Here is a 16,744-nt window from a genome sequence, read left to right on the forward strand (position 1 = left end):
TTGTTAGATACTCCTTTATTCTTTGTTGATTGGTATGACAGTAGTGAACCACATGCGAACAAAAAAACAGCATATTGTCCAGAATTACCCAAGAACAATGGATTAACTTATTTTGATAAGCAATGGAAAAATATTTTTGGCTTATCGATAAAATTATATATCCTTTATAGGATTAATTTTATTTAGGGGATACTGCGTGAAATTAAGACTTCGTTATATTGTGTTGGCACTGTTGTTGACGGGATGTGCAGGCCAAAAAGGGCATCAATCAGACATCAACAGACAACCAACCGCAAAACGTATGCTGGATGGCAATAGAGCTACTTTTAGTTCTCCTAAATTGACCTATCGATCTGAACCCACTCCGTTTGATGCCTTCATTGAGCAAGCTGCAAAACGTTATGGTGTTGATGAAACCCTTATTAAAGCGATTATTCAAGTGGAGTCAGGTTTTCGTCCAGAAGTTGTCAGCAAATCGAATGCTGTTGGGTTAATGCAAATTAAAGCAACGACGGCCGGGCGAGATGCTTACAGAATGAAAGGAAAATCAGGGCAGCCGACAGTGCGTGAATTGAAAGATCCTGAAACGAACATTGACCTTGGTACTGCTTATATCAGTATGTTGAAAAAACAGCATTTGGAAGGTATTTCAAACCCAGAAACGCTGTATTATGCAACAATAGTCGCTTATGTAAATGGTGCAGGGGCATTGCTACGTACATTTGATTCAAACCGAACTGTGGCAATTAATAAGATCAATCGAATGACGCCTGATCAGTTTTATCAATATGTTCAAAATAATCACCCTGCACCACAGGCTCCGCGTTATTTGTGGAAAGTGAAAAATGCTTATCGTGGTTTAGCAATAACGCAATAAATCAGGCTAATTTTCATTGCCCAGAAGCTCGCTTCTCTGGTCTTTTATTAAGTTGGTGAGTCCGCCAATTTTAACCATAATCCTAAAAAACTCTTCAAGTAGTAATGCAATACGTTTATTACTGGCGCCCTCCTTGACCAAATGAATAGTTTCTTGTTCTTTTAGTGTGAATGTAATCTGTGGTTCAGGCAAAATATCAAAAGTCATTAATTCAGCGACGGGAAGAATAGCTTTGAGCCTCATCACTTCCTGATGCTGAAACGGGTTGTCTCTGAGAACTGAGATGCCGGCGATAATTTTGTTCCTATGACGAATAAAAATTTCTGTCATCTCTGTAAAACTATTTGGTCGCATAAGATCATGATAAAACAGTTGATCACTTTCTTTCATGTTGTCGTTCATGCAGATAAGACGCTGTTCATCATTTCTGAAATTATTTGGGCACAGAGGATCTAAGAGAAAGGTAAGATAGGGTTACTGAGCGTATTACATTTGATAACTCAATTAATACAGAAACAGATACATGAAGATTGAGAGAGGGTGAGTTATTTGATAATAATAATTATCATTATCAAAAAAATATAATATTAGGAAAATACGTGAAAACCCTCCCATTCATTGGCGCTATGTTGATATCAACATTGGCTCTTGCTTCAGAGCCGGATTGTATTCAGGTGATTGCTCAAAACCAGTTAATTGAAGGTATATATAATAAAGAAGGTAAGAGTTGCCTGACTATCCAGTTTTCAGACCAACAATATATTCAGCTAAAGGGGCAGGGTTTTTCATCCGTAACTCTGTCAGATGCTGATAACCAACCTTACAGAGTATTGCTTGAACGTGTTCCGGTTCAGGAAGCACAATCAGTTTCTTACATTGTGCCGATAACAGAGCAATACCATCTGCAACTGCAAGGAGAGCCAGAGCAGGGGTGGCAGATAAGCTTCGATATACAGGACTATCAACCTTTGGCTATTCAGGCTGAAGGTGAGCTTATCAGCCCAAAGTTACAGCAATTAAAGAAAACAATAGAAGAGGGCGGTTCTACGACACACTTCTGGAATGAAATCAGTGCAATAGGAACACCACTTGTTGAACCTCATTCAGAAAAACAAATGAAAGTGACTTTCCTGTGGCGAGGTGCGAAATCTAACGTTTATATTCTGGGAGCACCTTCCGGTAATCATGAGGTGATGTCTCATTTGCCCGGTTCAGATGTTTGGTACAGAACGTTTATCGTTCCTGATGACACTCTGATGCAGTACAAGATTGCCCCAGATGTTCCGAAAATAGCTCAAGGCGGTATTGCTCAACGTAAGGAGATACTGACGACTGCACAGGCCGATCCCTTGAACCACTATCCATCTCCGACATCACGGCGGGATAAATACAATCATTTTTCATTGCTATCACTTGCTCCGCAACAGCGCCAATGCCATTTCAGAGAAATAGAAAATTATCATCGCAAAGGCAGGCTGGAGAGTTTCCGTCTTGAAAGTAAGGTGATGGGTAACAGCCGGGAAATTGCGATATTACACCCTGCTACAGAGACGTCAACTCCAGCAATGTTGGTGTTACTTGATGGGCAGATTTATCTGCATACCTATCAGATGGCAGATTTTTTTGATAACTGGATATCCGCAGGGAAAATGCCCGCAATATATATTGTATTTGTCGACAGCATCAGTCCAAAGCTGCGAAGTAAGGAATTACCACCTAATGAACATTTTCCACAGTTTCTCGCAGAGGAGTTGATGCCGGCACTTGCTGCAAAAGGTATTACAGTTCCGGCTAGCAGAACAATTATTGCTGGCTCAAGCTATGGCGGTCTGGCTTCCACCTGGAACGCATTGCAGCACCCGGAATTGTTCGGCAATGTACTGAGTATGTCAGGCTCTTATTGGTGGGCGCCTGAAGGGGAAGAACATGAATGGTTATTGCGAAAAATTGCAACGATGGAAAAGAAACCACTCCGTTTTTATCTTGAGGCCGGGTTATTTGAAAAACGGGGAAGCTGGGGAGGCATTATTCAGAATCACTATCGGTTGAGTGAATTATTAACCCAGAAAGGCTATCCATTAGAAACCCGTGAGTTACCCAGTGGGCATGATTATGTCTCATGGTGTGAAACGCTTTATGATGGAATTCGGTCACTTTCTTCACATTGGTAATTATCAAAAGGGTTGTTTTGGATTTTGCACCAGAATAATTATCAATCAATTGATTAACCTGATGTAATATTAAGATAAGCTATTTTAACACCTACTCTGTGTGATAGTATGTCGAACGAGTTAGGCAAATGTACCGGATACGTTTTCAAAATGTCTCCTTAAAATGCGTACACATCTTGCGGAGTGAAGCAAGAATTTGTTTCTAACGTGCTGATTAATAATAAATTTGATTTAATACAAGTGATCTTGCGTGTGGGTCACCACTGTATATAAGGATTTTAAATGCCTGTAATTACTCTTCCTGACGGTAGTCAACGTCAATTTGAGCATGCTGTTTCCGTAATGGATGTGGCGCGTGATATCGGTGCCGGCTTGGCAAAAGCATGTATTGCCGGCCGCATTAATGGTGAGTTGGTTGATGCGTGTGAATTAATTGAAACCGATGCCAATCTCGCGATTATCACCAGCAAGAATGAAGAAGGTCTGGAAATCATTCGCCACTCATGTGCACACTTGTTGGGGCACGCCATTAAACAATTGTGGCCTAATACGAAGATGGCTATCGGCCCAGTGATTGATAATGGCTTCTATTACGATGTCGATTTGGATCGCTCTTTGACGCAGGAAGATATCGAGTTGCTTGAAAAGCGCATGCTTGAACTTGCCAAAAAAGACTACGATGTCATTAAGAAAAAAGTCAGTTGGCAAGAAGCGCGTGATGCCTTTGCAGCTCGTGGCGAAGAATACAAGATCCAGATTTTGGATGAAAATATCAGCCATGATGATCGTCCGGGTCTGTATCACCATGAAGAATACGTTGATATGTGCCGTGGGCCGCATGTTCCTAATATGCGTTTCTGCCATCATTTCAAACTGCAAAAAGTTGCTGGGGCATATTGGCGCGGCAATAGCGACAACAAAATGTTGCAACGTATTTATGGTACTGCATGGGCTGATAAGAAACAGCTTAATGCCTATTTACAACGCTTGGAAGAAGCGGCAAAACGTGATCATCGTAAAATTGGTAAGCAGCTTGACCTGTATCATATGCAGGAAGAAGCACCAGGCATGGCGTTTTGGCATAATGATGGTTGGACAATCTTCCGTGAGTTGGAAACATTTGTCCGTACAAAACTGAAAGAGTACCAGTACCAAGAAGTTAAAGGCCCATTCATGATGGATCGCATCATGTGGGAAAAAACAGGGCACTGGGAAAACTATAAAGAAAATATGTTCACGACTTCATCCGAAAACCGTGAATACTGTGTAAAACCAATGAACTGCCCAGGGCACGTCCAGATTTTCAACCAAGGGTTGAAGTCTTATCGTGATTTACCTCTGCGTATGGCTGAATTTGGTAGTTGTCACCGTAATGAGCCATCAGGGGCTTTACATGGCTTAATGCGTGTACGTGGCTTTACTCAGGATGATGCTCATATCTTCTGTACTGAAGAGCAAATTCTTCAGGAAGTCAGTAGCTGCATCAAAATGATTTACGACGTCTACAGTACATTTGGTTTCGAGAAGATTGTCGTTAAATTATCAACTCGCCCAGAGAAACGCATTGGTACAGAAAAACAGTGGGATGAAGCAGAAGCCGATCTTGCTGAGGCATTGACCCAAAAAGGTATTGAATTTGAATACCAACCGGGCGAAGGTGCATTTTATGGCCCTAAAATTGAATTTACTCTACATGATTGTTTGGATCGTGCGTGGCAATGTGGTACTGTGCAACTCGATTTTTCACTGCCAGCGCGTTTGAGTGCGTCATATGTAGGTGAAAATAACGAACGTAAGGTTCCTGTAATGATTCACCGTGCGGTTCTGGGGTCTCTGGAACGGTTCATCGGTATCCTGACAGAAGAGTATGCTGGGTTTTTCCCAACATGGTTGGCTCCTCAGCAAGTCGTCGTCATGAATATTACTGACGGTCAGGCAGATTATGTACAGGAATTGGTTAAAAAACTTCAAGATGCGGGCATTCGTGCAAAAGCAGACTTGAGAAACGAGAAGATTGGTTTTAAAATCCGTGAACACACTCTGCGTCGTGTACCTTACATGCTTGTTTGTGGTGATAAAGAAGTCGAGTCAGGAAAAGTATCTGTCCGTACTCGCCGCGGCAAGGATTTAGGTAGCATTGACGTCAGTGAATTTACAGAAAAACTGCTGACAGAAATACGCAGTCGTAATCTTCATCAATTGGAGGAATAAGGTATTAAAGGCGGAAAAAGAATTCAACCGGCGCGCCCAAATCGCATTAATGAAGAGATTCGCGCCTCTGAAGTTCGTTTAACTGGATTAGATGGCGAGCAGATTGGTATTGTCAGTCTGAGGGTAGCTCTTGAGAAAGCTGAGGAAGCTGGTGTTGATTTAGTGGAAATCAGCCCAAATGCCGAACCGCCAGTTTGTCGTATCATGGATTACGGCAAATTCCTCTATGAGAAGAGTAAGTCAGTCAAAGAACAGAAAAAGAAACAAAAGGTTATTCAGGTCAAGGAAATTAAATTCCGTCCTGGTACAGATGAAGGCGACTATCAGGTCAAACTACGCAACCTGATTCGTTTTCTGGAAGATGGCGATAAAGCCAAAATCACCCTGCGTTTCCGTGGGCGTGAAATGGCGCACCAACAGATTGGTATCGAGATGCTTAACCGTATCCGTGACGATCTGAGTGAACTGGCAGTGGTTGAATCCTTCCCAACGAAGGTTGAAGGCCGCCAGATGATCATGGTGCTCGCTCCTAAGAAGAAATAGTCAGGCAAACAAGTAATAGGCTCCAGCCAGTTTCTGGATGGAGCCTATTCGCCTTACTAGTTCGTTGTAATTAACAATGCGAAGTGGAAATTAAAATGCCAAAGATTAAAACAGTACGCGGCGCAGCTAAACGCTTCAAAAAAACCGCAAGCGGCGGTTTCAAGCGTAAGCACGCTAACCTTCGTCACATTCTGACTAAGAAATCAACCAAGCGTAAACGTCATTTACGTCCAAAAGGCATGGTCTCCAAAGGTGATCTGGGCCTGGTTGTTGCTTGTCTGCCATACGCATAAGCAATTTTTTAGATTAGAACTCAGAGACGATAGGAGAAGTATATGGCTCGCGTAAAACGTGGTGTTATTGCCCGTGCACGTCACAAGAAAATTTTGAAACAAGCGAAAGGTTACTACGGTGCTCGTTCGCGCGTTTATCGTGTTGCTTTCCAGGCTGTTATCAAAGCTGGTCAGTACGCTTACCGTGACCGCCGTCAGCGTAAACGTCAGTTCCGTCAACTGTGGATTGCACGTATCAACGCTGCTGCACGTCAGAACGGCATGTCTTACAGCCGTTTCATCAACGGCCTGAAAAAGGCTTCGATTGAAATCGACCGTAAGATTCTGGCTGACATCGCTGTATTCGACAAAGTGGCATTTGCTGCTCTGGTTGAAAAAGCGAAGGGCGCTCTGGCATAAGTCAGATTAAAAGAGGGAGCTTGCTCCCTCTTTTACTTTTTTCCAAAATGTGGCTTACTATTGTTTAGGTTATTATTGTTTAAGTTATTATTACTTAGTCTATTATTTAGATTTGAATCATAATCAGTTTACGAGTAGCCAGTTTAAAAAGGATACAGGAGAGAGAACCGACATGATGAAGTTAGCCTTTTTTCGTTTCTTCTTTTACTTTAGCACCTGAGAACAGGGGGCTTTGCGCGTAAGAAAAGAAACGAAAAATAGCGCTTGAGCCTCCAGTGTGGAGGCTTTTTTATTTTTATGGCCTCATCAATAGATAATTTGAGGGCATAGTCGATAACAACTAAAGGGCCATCTGGCCAAAGGAAGAGGAAAACGATGTCACATCTTACTGAGCTGGTTGCAAAGGCAAAAGCAGCCGTAGAAGAAGCCCAGGATGTTGCCGCGTTGGATTTGGTGCGAGTTGAATACCTGGGAAAAAAAGGCCATTTAACTCTCCAGATGTCATCGCTGCGTGATTTACCGGCTGAAGAGCGTCCAGCGGCTGGGGCTGTTATTAATCAGGCGAAACAAGAAGTTCAAGAATCATTGAATGCACGTAAAGCGAAGTTAGAATCAGATATTCTCAATACACGCTTGTCAGCAGAAAAAATCGATGTTTCATTGCCTGGCCGCCGTATGGAAAATGGTGGATTGCACCCTGTTACCCGCACGATTGAACGTATTGAAACTTTCTTTGGCGAGTTGGGTTTTTCTGTTGAATCGGGGCCAGAAATCGAAGATGACTATCATAACTTTGATGCGCTGAATATTCCTGCGCACCATCCAGCACGGGCTGATCATGATACTTTCTGGTTTGATGCGACACGTTTACTGCGTACCCAGACTTCTGGGGTGCAGATCCGTACCATGAAAGATGGTCAGCCACCAATCCGTATCATTGCCCCAGGGCGTGTATATCGCAATGATTACGATCAGACGCATACCCCAATGTTCCATCAGGTAGAGGGATTAATTGTTGATAAAAATATCAGCTTTACCAACCTGAAAGGCACATTGCATGACTTTTTGAACAACTTCTTTGAAGAAGATATGCAGGTTCGTTTCCGTCCTTCTTACTTTCCATTTACAGAGCCTTCCGCAGAAGTTGATGTCATGGGCAAAAATGGCAAGTGGCTGGAAGTGTTAGGCTGCGGTATGGTACATCCGAACGTATTGCGTAACGTTGGTATTGATCCCGAAGTCTATTCTGGTTTTGCCTTTGGTATGGGTATGGAGCGTTTGACCATGCTTCGTTACGGTGTTACAGACTTGCGTGCATTCTTTGAAAATGATTTGCGTTTCCTCAAACAATTTAAATAAGGCGGGTATATCTCATGAAATTCAGTGAACTCTGGTTACGCGAGTGGGCAAACCCAGCCATTAACAGTGAAGCATTGTCTGATCAAATCACCATGGCTGGTTTGGAAGTTGATGGTGTTGAAAAAGTGGCAGGCCAGTTCCACGGTGTATTTGTTGGTGAAGTTGTTGAATGTGGCCAACATCCAAACGCAGATAAATTGCGTGTGACAAAAGTTAATGTCGGCGGCGAACGTCTGTTGGATATTGTTTGTGGTGCACCCAATTGCCGTCAGGGTCTTCGTGTCGCTGTGGCTACAGTTGGAGCTGTACTACCCGGTGATTTCAAAATTAAAGCCGCCAAACTGCGCGGAGAGCCATCAGAAGGAATGCTGTGTTCATTTTCTGAACTAGGTATTGCTAACGATCATGACGGAATTATCGAATTATCGGTAGATGCCCCGATTGGCTCTGATCTGCGTAGTTACATGAAATTAGATGATAACGCGATTGAAATCAGCATCACACCAAACCGTGCTGATTGCCTGAGCATCATGGGTGTTGCCCGTGACGTAGCAGTTATCAACAAATTGTCTGTGACCGAAACAAAAATCGAAACGGTTAAACCAACCCTAGACACGAAATTCCCTATCCGTGTTGACGCTCCTGAAGCTTGTCCTCGTTATTTGGGGCGCGTTATTAAAAATGTGAATGTCAAGGCTACTACTCCGTTGTGGATGCGTGAAAAACTGCGCCGTGGTGGTATTCGTTCCATTGATCCAGTGGTTGATATCACCAACTATGTTTTGCTTGAACTAGGGCAACCGTTGCATGCGTTCGATCTAGAGCGTTTAACTGGCTCAATTATTGTTCGCATGGCTGAGCAAGGTGAAAAACTCACCCTATTAGATGGCAATGAAGCGGAACTTTCTGCTGAAACGCTAGTGATTTCTGATGAAAAGCAACCACTTGCTATAGCAGGGATTTTTGGTGGAGAATATTCGGGAGTTAATGTGGAAACTCAGCATATTATGCTGGAGTCTGCATTTTTTGCACCGTTGGCAATTGCAGGTCGTGCTCGCCGTTATGGTCTGCATACGGATGCTTCTCATCGCTTTGAACGTGGGGTTGATCCACAACTTCAGCATAAAGCGATAGAATATGCTACTCAGTTGTTGGTTGCCATCTGTGGTGGAGAGGCGGGAGAGATCGTTGATGTGACGAGTGAGTCTCATTTGCCAAAACCCGCAACTATTACACTGCACCGTAAGAAATTGGATCGCCTTATTGGTCATTATATCGCTGATGAACAGGTAACAGATATTCTGATCCGTTTAGGTTGCCAAGTAACAGTCCAGAGTGATAGTTGGCAAGCTGTTGCACCTAGTTGGCGTTTTGATATGGAGATCGAAGAAGATTTAGTTGAGGAAGTTGCCCGTATTTACGGTTACAACAATATTCCTGACGTGCCAGTGCGTGCTGATCTTGTGATGACTTCGCATCGCGAAGCCGATTTGTCTCTGAAACGTGTCAAAACAATGCTGGTGGACAGAGGTTATCAAGAAGCAATTACTTATAGCTTTGTTGATCCTAAAATTCAGCAACATCTGCATCCACAGGAAGAAGCATTAATCCTGCCTAATCCAATTTCGGCGGATATGTCTGCGATGCGATTATCCCTGCTGACGGGATTATTAACCACTGTTGCGTATAATCAGAATCGTCAACAGAGCCGTGTGCGTTTATTTGAAACTGGTTTGCGATTTGTACCAGATGAAAATGCGGAGAATGGCATTCGTCAGGAATTGATGCTTGCTGGCGTTATTGCAGGAAATCGTTTCGAAGAACACTGGTCGATTGAAAAACAAGCGGTTGATTTCTTTGATTTGAAGGGTGATTTAGAAACTGTTTTAGAATTAACAGGTAAAATGTCAGGCATTTCCTTTAAAGCAGAAGAACATTCCGCTTTGCATCCTGGACAAAGTGCTGGGATTTATCTGGAAAATAGTTACATTGGTTATATTGGTGTTGTTCATCCAGAACTGGAGCGTAAACTTGACTTAAACGGCCGTACCGTGGTATTCGAGTTATTATGGCCTAGTCTGGCAGACCGCGTAATTCCTGAGATGACGGAAGTTTCTCGCTTTCCATCTAACCGCCGTGATATCGCAGTAGTTGTGCCTGAAAATGTAGCTGCAGAAGATGTTCTGGCTGAATGTAAGAAAGTTGGCGTAAATCATATAGTTGGCATAAACTTATTTGACGTGTATTGTGGTAAAGGTGTCGCGGAAGGCTACAAGAGCCTTGCTATTAGCTTAATCTTGCAGGATACCATGCGTACACTGGAAGAAGAAGAAATTGCTGCGACCGTTAACAAATGCGTTGCTGCATTAGAACAGCGATTCCAAGCATCCTTGAGGGACTGAACTTATGGCGCTTACTAAAGCTGAAATGTCAGAAAATCTTTTTGAAAAACTGGGTATTAGCAAGCGTGACGCTAAAGATCTAGTGGAAATGTTCTTTGAAGAAGTGCGTCGCTCTTTAGAGAACGGGGAGCAGGTTAAGTTATCTGGATTCGGCAACTTTGATTTGCGAGATAAAAATCAACGTCCAGGCCGGAATCCAAAAACAGGAGAGGATATTCCGATTACGGCTCGCCGTGTTGTCACTTTTCGCCCAGGCCAAAAGTTGAAAAATCGGGTAGAAAAAGCGTTACCCAAAGAATAAATACACAAAAAGGCCGCACCTGTGCGGTCTTTTTCTTATCTTTCTTATCCCATTGTCAGCAACGGGATGGGTTTTCTTTCCCTAAATGGTTCCATATCAACATGCACTCTGTTTATGAGTTGATCACTTGTCAGAGAAAACGTAACCATCAAGTGATAGCAATTCTGTCTGTTTTTTTCATTATCCTGTTTGTTTTGTCATTATGTGCAGGTGAAATCTGGTTCTGGCCTGATCAATGGTTATCTGATTCTGCCCGGTTATTTATTTGGCAATTGAGATTACCCAGAGCGCTTGCAGTGATGGCTGTCGGGGCTAGTTTGGCTGTATCAGGCGCTATTATGCAGGCGTTGTTTGAAAATCCGTTGGCAGAGCCGGGATTACTTGGAGTCAGTAATGGTGCAGGCGTTGTCGTGGTATGTTTGATACTGGCTTTTCATGGTATTGCCCCATTATGGTTATTAAGCGTTGGAGCGGTACTTGGCGCGCTTTTTATGACAGCAATTTTATTGGGATTTTCCCGAAGGCATCAAGTGACGAATACTCGTTTGTTATTGATCGGCGTTGCTTTCGGAGTGATATTTGGGGCCTTGATGACATGGATGGTTTATTTCAGCACAAGCTTGGATCTAAGGCAGTTGATGTATTGGATGATGGGAAGTTTCAGCGGCATTGATTGGCGTCAGAAATGGTTAGTAATTGCATTATTCCCCGCTATCTTATGGTTAAGCCGTAAGGGGAACATTTTGAATTATCTATCGCTTGGAGAATTGCAGGCACGTCAATTAGGTATATCTCATCACAAATGGCGCAATTTATTTGTATCAGTGGTTGGGTTATTAGTTGGATTGAGTGTTGCTCTTGCAGGAGCGATAAGTTTTATCGGCTTAGTTATTCCTCATATCTTAAGATTGATTGGCTTGACTGATCATAAGGCGCTGCTTCCAGCCAGTGCGTTAGCGGGGAGCTGTGGTTTGTTATTGGCTGACCTATTTTCCCGATTGTCATTATCTCACGCAGAGATACCAATTGGAGTCGTTACTGTGACCTTAGGTGCTCCCGTTTTTATATGGCTTTTATTAAGAGCACATCATTATTAAAAAACAAATGGTTATCCAACTATTAATAAAGGCAATAAGGTGAGAGTAATAACATGACTAACAAACCGATCTTGGAATTGGATAACGTTAGTGTTAACAACAGACTGAAAGCTCTGTCTGGATCTGTTATGGCTGGAGAGCAAATTCATTTGGTTGGATTAAATGGTTCAGGGAAAAGTACTTTGCTTTCAGCGATTGCAGGAATTTTATCCTACAGTGGCTGTATTCATTTAATTGGCCGGGAGTTGAGACATTATCGTCAACACGAACAGGCAAGATGCCGAGCTTGGTTTTCTCAATCATCGTCTACTCCCATTATGCCCGTCTTCCAATACTTGGACATGTTCCGCCCTGAATCGGCTCCACTGGCTCAGAGTGAAAACGTATTATATGAACTCTGCCAGCAAATGAAGCTCCTTCCATTACTTTCTTCTCCAATTAGTCAGCTATCAGGTGGAGAGTGGCAGCGTGTCAGATTAGCCGGAACTTTTTTTCAAGTATGGCCGGAATTGAATCCTGACGGAAGATTGCTTTTGCTTGATGAACCTACAAATAACCTTGATATTACCCAACAAGCTATTTTAGATAAGTTGATCAAACAATTCTGTTCATTAGGGGGAACGGTACTGCTGAGTAGCCATGACCTTGATCATACTTATGAGCAAGCGACGGGAGTGTGGTTACTTTCACATGGAAAATTATTAACATCTGGTATACCACAGAATGTAATGACTGAACGAAATTTATCAGAAATTTTTGAAGTAAAAATTAGACATATTAAAAATACTGGCTATAAATTATGGAGAGTCAACCAACTGTAATTTCTGTAATTGAAATCTATCATAATCATTAAAGCCTATCTTTTTTGGTGCCTTGGTTGACTAATATTTGTTTCTTCGTTGATGTTTCGTTAAACAAGCATCATCTAGAATCGTTTAATTATAAAACATATTTAGATTACGCAAGGCATAAGGCGATTATGGATAGTTTTTTGCCATTTTCTCGTCCTGCGATTGGCAGCGAAGAGATAGAAGCAGTAGAGAAAGTTTTACGTTCAGGTTGGATTACGACAGGGCCGCAAAATCACCAATTAGAGCAAGATTTTTCTCGCATGTTCGAGTGTAAGCATGCGATTGCCTTATGTTCTGCTACCGCAGGCATGCACTTGGCTTTGCTGGCATTAGGTATAGGCCCTGGCGATGAAGTCATTACTCCGTCCCAAACGTGGGTCTCCACGATCAATATGATTTGTTTATTGGGCGCAGAGCCTGTCATGGTTGATGTTGACCGTGATACGTTAATGGTCAACGCAGAAACAATCAAAAAAGCCATTACACCAAAAACCAAAGCTATTATTCCCGTTCATTATGCAGGAGCTCCTTGTGATCTTGATGCACTGCGCGCCGTTGCTCAAGAAGCCAATATTCCTCTGATTGAAGATGCTGCTCATGCCGTCGGAACCCGCTATAAAAACGAGTGGGTAGGGGAGCGGGGAACCGCTATCTTTTCTTTCCATGCTATTAAAAACATGACCTGTGCTGAAGGCGGTATGTTCGTTACAGATGATGATGAACTTGCACAACGGATCCGCTGTTTAAAATTTCATGGATTGTCTGTTGATGCTTTCGATCGACAAATTCAAGGCAGAAAACCTCAGGCAGAAGTCGTTGAGCCAGGCTTTAAATACAATTTATCAGATATTCATGCGGCGATAGCGGTTGTGCAGTTAGGGAAATTAGCATCAATGAACGCACGCCGTGGTGAGTTGGTGGCTCGATATTCTGCTGCACTTAGCAACTCACCTTTGCAAATGTTGAGTGTTCCTGAATATGAGCATTTGCATTCCCATCATCTTTTTATGGTACGTGTTGACAAAAGTATCTGTGGTATTGATCGGGATACTTTTATGGAACGTCTGAAGGATCGAAATATTGGCACTGGTTTGCATTTTAAGGCCGCGCATACGCAAAAATATTACAGGGAACGTTATCCTCATCTTTCCCTGCCTGTATCTGAGTGGAACTCGTCAACACTCTGTTCACTGCCACTTTTCCCAGATATGAACAACGATGATGTAGATCGTGTTGTGAACGCGATAACTGAAATTCTTTTGGAGCATAAGTAAGTGATGTTTGAGAAGATCAAAAAAGTTTCGATCGTTATTCCTGTTTATAACGAAGAAGAAAGTTTACCCCAATTGTTGAAAAGAACGATCGCAGCCTGCCAACAACTTGAGCAGAAATACGAAGTAATTTTGATAGATGATGGTAGCCGTGACAATTCTGCCGATATTTTAACCCAAGCGGCTGAAATCCCTGAAAATCATGTAATTGCTATTTTGCTTAACCGCAATTATGGGCAACATTCTGCCATTATGGCGGGATTTCATCAGGCTGATGGTGATCTGATTATTACACTTGATGCTGATTTACAAAATCCGCCAGAAGAGATCCCTCGTTTAGTTAAAACAGCAGAAGAGGGTTATGACGTCGTGGGTACACGTCGTGCTAACCGTCAGGATTCTTGGTTCCGTAAAAGTGCGTCCAAAATAATCAATGCGATGATCACCAAAGCTACGGGGCGTTCAATGGGGGATTATGGTTGTATGTTGCGGGCCTACCGCCGTCATATTGTACGTGCGATGCTGCAATGTCATGAACGCAGTACTTTTATTCCTATACTCGCTAATACTTTTGCACGTAAAACGATAGAAATAGATGTGGCTCATGCAGAGCGCGAATTCGGGGATTCCAAGTACAATTTTATGAAATTGGTAAACCTGATGTATGACCTTCTGACCTGCCTGACTACTGCTCCATTGCGGTTATTGAGTGTCGTGGGAAGCGTCATTGCCGTAACTGGCTTCTTGTTAGCGGTATTGTTGATTACTCTACGCCTTATTTTCGGCTCAATGTGGGCTGCTGAAGGTGTGTTTACCCTATTTGCTATCCTTTTCATGTTCATTGGTGCACAGTTCGTCGCAATGGGATTACTTGGTGAATATATCGGCAGGATATATAACGACGTTCGTGCCCGTCCGCGTTATTTTATTCAAAAAGTGGTCGGAGTTAGAAAGACCAACGATAATCAGGAAGAAAGCTAATGAAAGCAGTTATCTTTGCCTATCATGATATTGGTTGTATCGGACTTGATGCTTTAGTAAAGGCGGGTTTTGATATTCAGGCTGTATTTACACATACAGATGATCCGCATGAAAATAACTTTTTCTCATCTGTTGCGCGTATTGGTGCTGATTTAGGGTTGCCTGTATTTGCACCAGAGAATGTGAATCACCCACTTTGGGTCGAGCGTATCCGTGAAATGAAACCAGATGTTATTTTCTCTTTTTACTATCGCAATATGCTTAGTCAGGAAGTTTTATCACTGGCTGAAAAAGGCTCATTTAACCTTCATGGCTCCCTATTGCCGAAATATCGTGGTCGTGCCCCAGTCAACTGGGCAGTACTCAATGGCGAGTCAGAAACAGGCGTCACATTGCACAAAATGCTGGCAAAACCGGATGCAGGGGATATTGTCGCGCAGCAGGCTGTACAAATAGATGAAACTGATACTTCACTGGATATCCATAGAAAAATACGAGAAGCCGCCATTGAATTATTGAATGGCATCTTGCCTCAGATTAAATCAGGTCATTACCCATCGATTCCACAGGATGAAAGTCAGGCGACTTATTTTGGTCGTCGCACTGCTGAAGATGGTGAAATAGACTGGAATAAATCAGCTAAAGAAATTAACAACTTAGTCAGGGCAGTGACAGAACCATACCCGGGTGCATTTACTTTCTTGGGTGAGCGTAAAATTACAATTTGGCGTTCAAAACCACTCAATCAGGCTCATGGCAAACTTCCCGGAACCGTCATTTCCACAGAACCCTTTGTTATTGCCTGTGGTGAAGGTGCGTTGGAAATTATCAGCGGGCAGGGAGAGTCAGGACTTTATGTACAAGGCAATCGGCTCACGCTTGAAATGGGCATTGTGACGGGTGTTTATGTTGGCCCTAAAGCCACGGCACAAGTTAGTCGTCGGAAACGTGTCTTGATCTTGGGGGTTAACGGATTCATTGGTAACCATCTGACAGAACGTTTGTTGGCTGATGACAATTATGACATCTATGGAATGGATATTGGTTCTTCTGCTATTGAACGGTTTATTGGCAATCCGCGTTTTCATTTTATTGAGGGGGATGTCAGTATCCACACGGAATGGATTGAGTATCACATCAAAAAATGTGATGTCGTGCTTCCATTAGTGGCGATAGCTACCCCGATTGAATATACGCGTAACCCATTACGTGTTTTTGAACTGGATTTTGAAGAAAACCTGAAAATCGTTCGTTATTGTGTGAAATACAACAAGCGGATTATTTTCCCTTCAACATCTGAAGTTTATGGTATGTGCGACGACAAGGAATTCGATGAAGATACTTCACGCTTAATTGTGGGGCCAATTAATAAACAACGCTGGATCTACTCTGTTTCCAAACAACTACTTGATCGGGTTATCTGGGCATACGGTGCGAAAGAAGGCCTGAAATTCACTTTATTCCGTCCATTTAACTGGATGGGGCCAAGATTGGATAACCTGAATTCGGCTCGTATTGGTAGTTCAAGGGCAATTACCCAATTAATTCTGAATTTAGTTGAAGGTTCTCCGATTAAACTGGTTGATGGCGGTGAGCAAAAACGTTGTTTCACCGATATTCATGATGGCATTGAAGCACTGTTCAGGATCATTGAAAACCGGGATGGAGCGTGTGACGGACAAATTATCAATATTGGTAATCCGACAAATGAAGCCAGCATACGGCAATTGGCTGAAATGCTGTTAGATAGCTTTGAAAAACACGAACTTCGGGGGCATTTCCCACCATTTGCTGGGTTTAAGAAGATCGAAAGCAGTAGCTATTATGGTCAAGGTTACCAGGATGTTGAACATCGCAGACCTAGCATTAAGAACGCGGGGCGTTTGTTGGGATGGAAACCCACTATTGATATGAAGCAAACCATTGATGAAACATTGGATTTCTTCTTGTGTGGAGCGGTTGAAGAACTGAAAAGAAAACACTAGAGA

Annotated in this window: 16 protein-coding genes and 1 other annotated feature; of the genes, 15 read left to right on the forward strand and 1 reads right to left on the reverse strand. The window is 42.7% G+C overall.

Annotated features, from left to right (window positions below; genetic code table 11):
* Nucleotides 1–196: 196 nt before the first annotated feature.
* A complete protein-coding gene (locus tag Xenpb_RS12085; RefSeq protein ID WP_368666822.1) occupies nucleotides 197–877 on the forward strand; it encodes a transglycosylase SLT domain-containing protein in 681 nt (226 codons plus the stop codon).
* A 6-nt stretch (nucleotides 878–883) separates the two neighbouring features.
* Here the strand turns inward: Xenpb_RS12085 and Xenpb_RS12090 are convergent, their stop codons facing one another.
* On the reverse strand, nucleotides 884–1,267 hold the full coding sequence (locus tag Xenpb_RS12090; protein WP_187654552.1) for a hypothetical protein: 384 nt from the start codon (nucleotides 1,265–1,267) through the stop codon (nucleotides 884–886).
* Nucleotides 1,268–1,476: 209 nt separating this feature from the next.
* Here Xenpb_RS12090 and Xenpb_RS12095 point away from each other — a divergent pair, with 209 nt between their 5' ends.
* From Xenpb_RS12095 to arnA, 14 genes are all read left to right on the forward strand, one after another.
* The gene (locus tag Xenpb_RS12095; protein ID WP_368666823.1) at nucleotides 1,477–3,048 is read left to right on the forward strand and encodes an alpha/beta hydrolase-fold protein; all 1,572 of its coding nucleotides are present in this window, start codon (nucleotides 1,477–1,479) and stop codon (nucleotides 3,046–3,048) included.
* Between the two features lie 282 nt (nucleotides 3,049–3,330).
* The gene (gene thrS / locus Xenpb_RS12100) at nucleotides 3,331–5,259 is read left to right on the forward strand and encodes a threonine--tRNA ligase (RefSeq protein WP_187654553.1); all 1,929 of its coding nucleotides are present in this window, start codon (nucleotides 3,331–3,333) and stop codon (nucleotides 5,257–5,259) included.
* Between the two features lie 3 nt (nucleotides 5,260–5,262).
* Nucleotides 5,263–5,802, forward strand: coding sequence for a translation initiation factor IF-3 (infC, locus tag Xenpb_RS12105; protein WP_099115544.1), 540 nt, complete (start codon nucleotides 5,263–5,265; stop codon nucleotides 5,800–5,802).
* Between the two features lie 95 nt (nucleotides 5,803–5,897).
* A complete protein-coding gene (gene rpmI / locus Xenpb_RS12110) occupies nucleotides 5,898–6,095 on the forward strand; it encodes a 50S ribosomal protein L35 (protein ID WP_006118955.1) in 198 nt (65 codons plus the stop codon).
* Between the two features lie 42 nt (nucleotides 6,096–6,137).
* Nucleotides 6,138–6,494 carry a 50S ribosomal protein L20 gene (rplT, locus tag Xenpb_RS12115; RefSeq protein ID WP_010847342.1) on the forward strand — a complete coding sequence of 119 codons (357 nt, stop codon included), beginning with the start codon at nucleotides 6,138–6,140 and terminating at the stop codon, nucleotides 6,492–6,494.
* 171 nt (nucleotides 6,495–6,665) lie between these two features.
* Nucleotides 6,666–6,788, forward strand: a sequence feature (Phe leader region).
* A complete protein-coding gene (gene pheM, locus Xenpb_RS20480; protein ID WP_366301101.1) occupies nucleotides 6,670–6,714 on the forward strand; it encodes a pheST operon leader peptide PheM in 45 nt (14 codons plus the stop codon). It overlaps the preceding feature by 45 nt.
* A gap of 81 nt (nucleotides 6,789–6,869) precedes the next feature.
* On the forward strand, nucleotides 6,870–7,853 hold the full coding sequence (pheS, locus tag Xenpb_RS12125) for a phenylalanine--tRNA ligase subunit alpha (RefSeq protein ID WP_187654555.1): 984 nt from the start codon (nucleotides 6,870–6,872) through the stop codon (nucleotides 7,851–7,853).
* A gap of 14 nt (nucleotides 7,854–7,867) precedes the next feature.
* Nucleotides 7,868–10,255: a phenylalanine--tRNA ligase subunit beta gene (gene pheT, locus Xenpb_RS12130; RefSeq protein ID WP_187654556.1), complete on the forward strand. Its 2,388-nt coding sequence runs from the start codon at nucleotides 7,868–7,870 to the stop codon at nucleotides 10,253–10,255.
* Nucleotides 10,256–10,259: 4 nt separating this feature from the next.
* Nucleotides 10,260–10,556 carry an integration host factor subunit alpha gene (ihfA, locus tag Xenpb_RS12135; RefSeq protein ID WP_038233943.1) on the forward strand — a complete coding sequence of 99 codons (297 nt, stop codon included), beginning with the start codon at nucleotides 10,260–10,262 and terminating at the stop codon, nucleotides 10,554–10,556.
* A gap of 101 nt (nucleotides 10,557–10,657) precedes the next feature.
* Entirely contained in the window at nucleotides 10,658–11,653 is a 996-nt protein-coding gene (gene btuC, locus Xenpb_RS12140; protein WP_187654557.1) for a vitamin B12 ABC transporter permease BtuC, read from the forward strand.
* Nucleotides 11,654–11,706: 53 nt separating this feature from the next.
* On the forward strand, nucleotides 11,707–12,474 hold the full coding sequence (btuD, locus tag Xenpb_RS12145; protein ID WP_187654558.1) for a vitamin B12 ABC transporter ATP-binding protein BtuD: 768 nt from the start codon (nucleotides 11,707–11,709) through the stop codon (nucleotides 12,472–12,474).
* A 158-nt stretch (nucleotides 12,475–12,632) separates the two neighbouring features.
* On the forward strand, nucleotides 12,633–13,778 hold the full coding sequence (arnB, locus tag Xenpb_RS12150) for a UDP-4-amino-4-deoxy-L-arabinose aminotransferase (protein WP_187654559.1): 1,146 nt from the start codon (nucleotides 12,633–12,635) through the stop codon (nucleotides 13,776–13,778).
* Nucleotides 13,779–13,781: 3 nt separating this feature from the next.
* Nucleotides 13,782–14,756: an undecaprenyl-phosphate 4-deoxy-4-formamido-L-arabinose transferase gene (gene arnC / locus Xenpb_RS12155; RefSeq protein WP_187654599.1), complete on the forward strand. Its 975-nt coding sequence runs from the start codon at nucleotides 13,782–13,784 to the stop codon at nucleotides 14,754–14,756.
* Nucleotides 14,756–16,741: a bifunctional UDP-4-amino-4-deoxy-L-arabinose formyltransferase/UDP-glucuronic acid oxidase ArnA gene (arnA, locus tag Xenpb_RS12160; protein WP_187654560.1), complete on the forward strand. Its 1,986-nt coding sequence runs from the start codon at nucleotides 14,756–14,758 to the stop codon at nucleotides 16,739–16,741. The genes arnC and arnA overlap by 1 nt, the downstream gene beginning before the upstream one ends.
* The last annotated feature ends 3 nt before the right edge of the window (nucleotides 16,742–16,744 follow it).

Source organism: Xenorhabdus sp. PB62.4 (assembly GCF_014467285.1).
Classification (GTDB): Bacteria; Pseudomonadota; Gammaproteobacteria; order Enterobacterales; family Enterobacteriaceae; genus Xenorhabdus.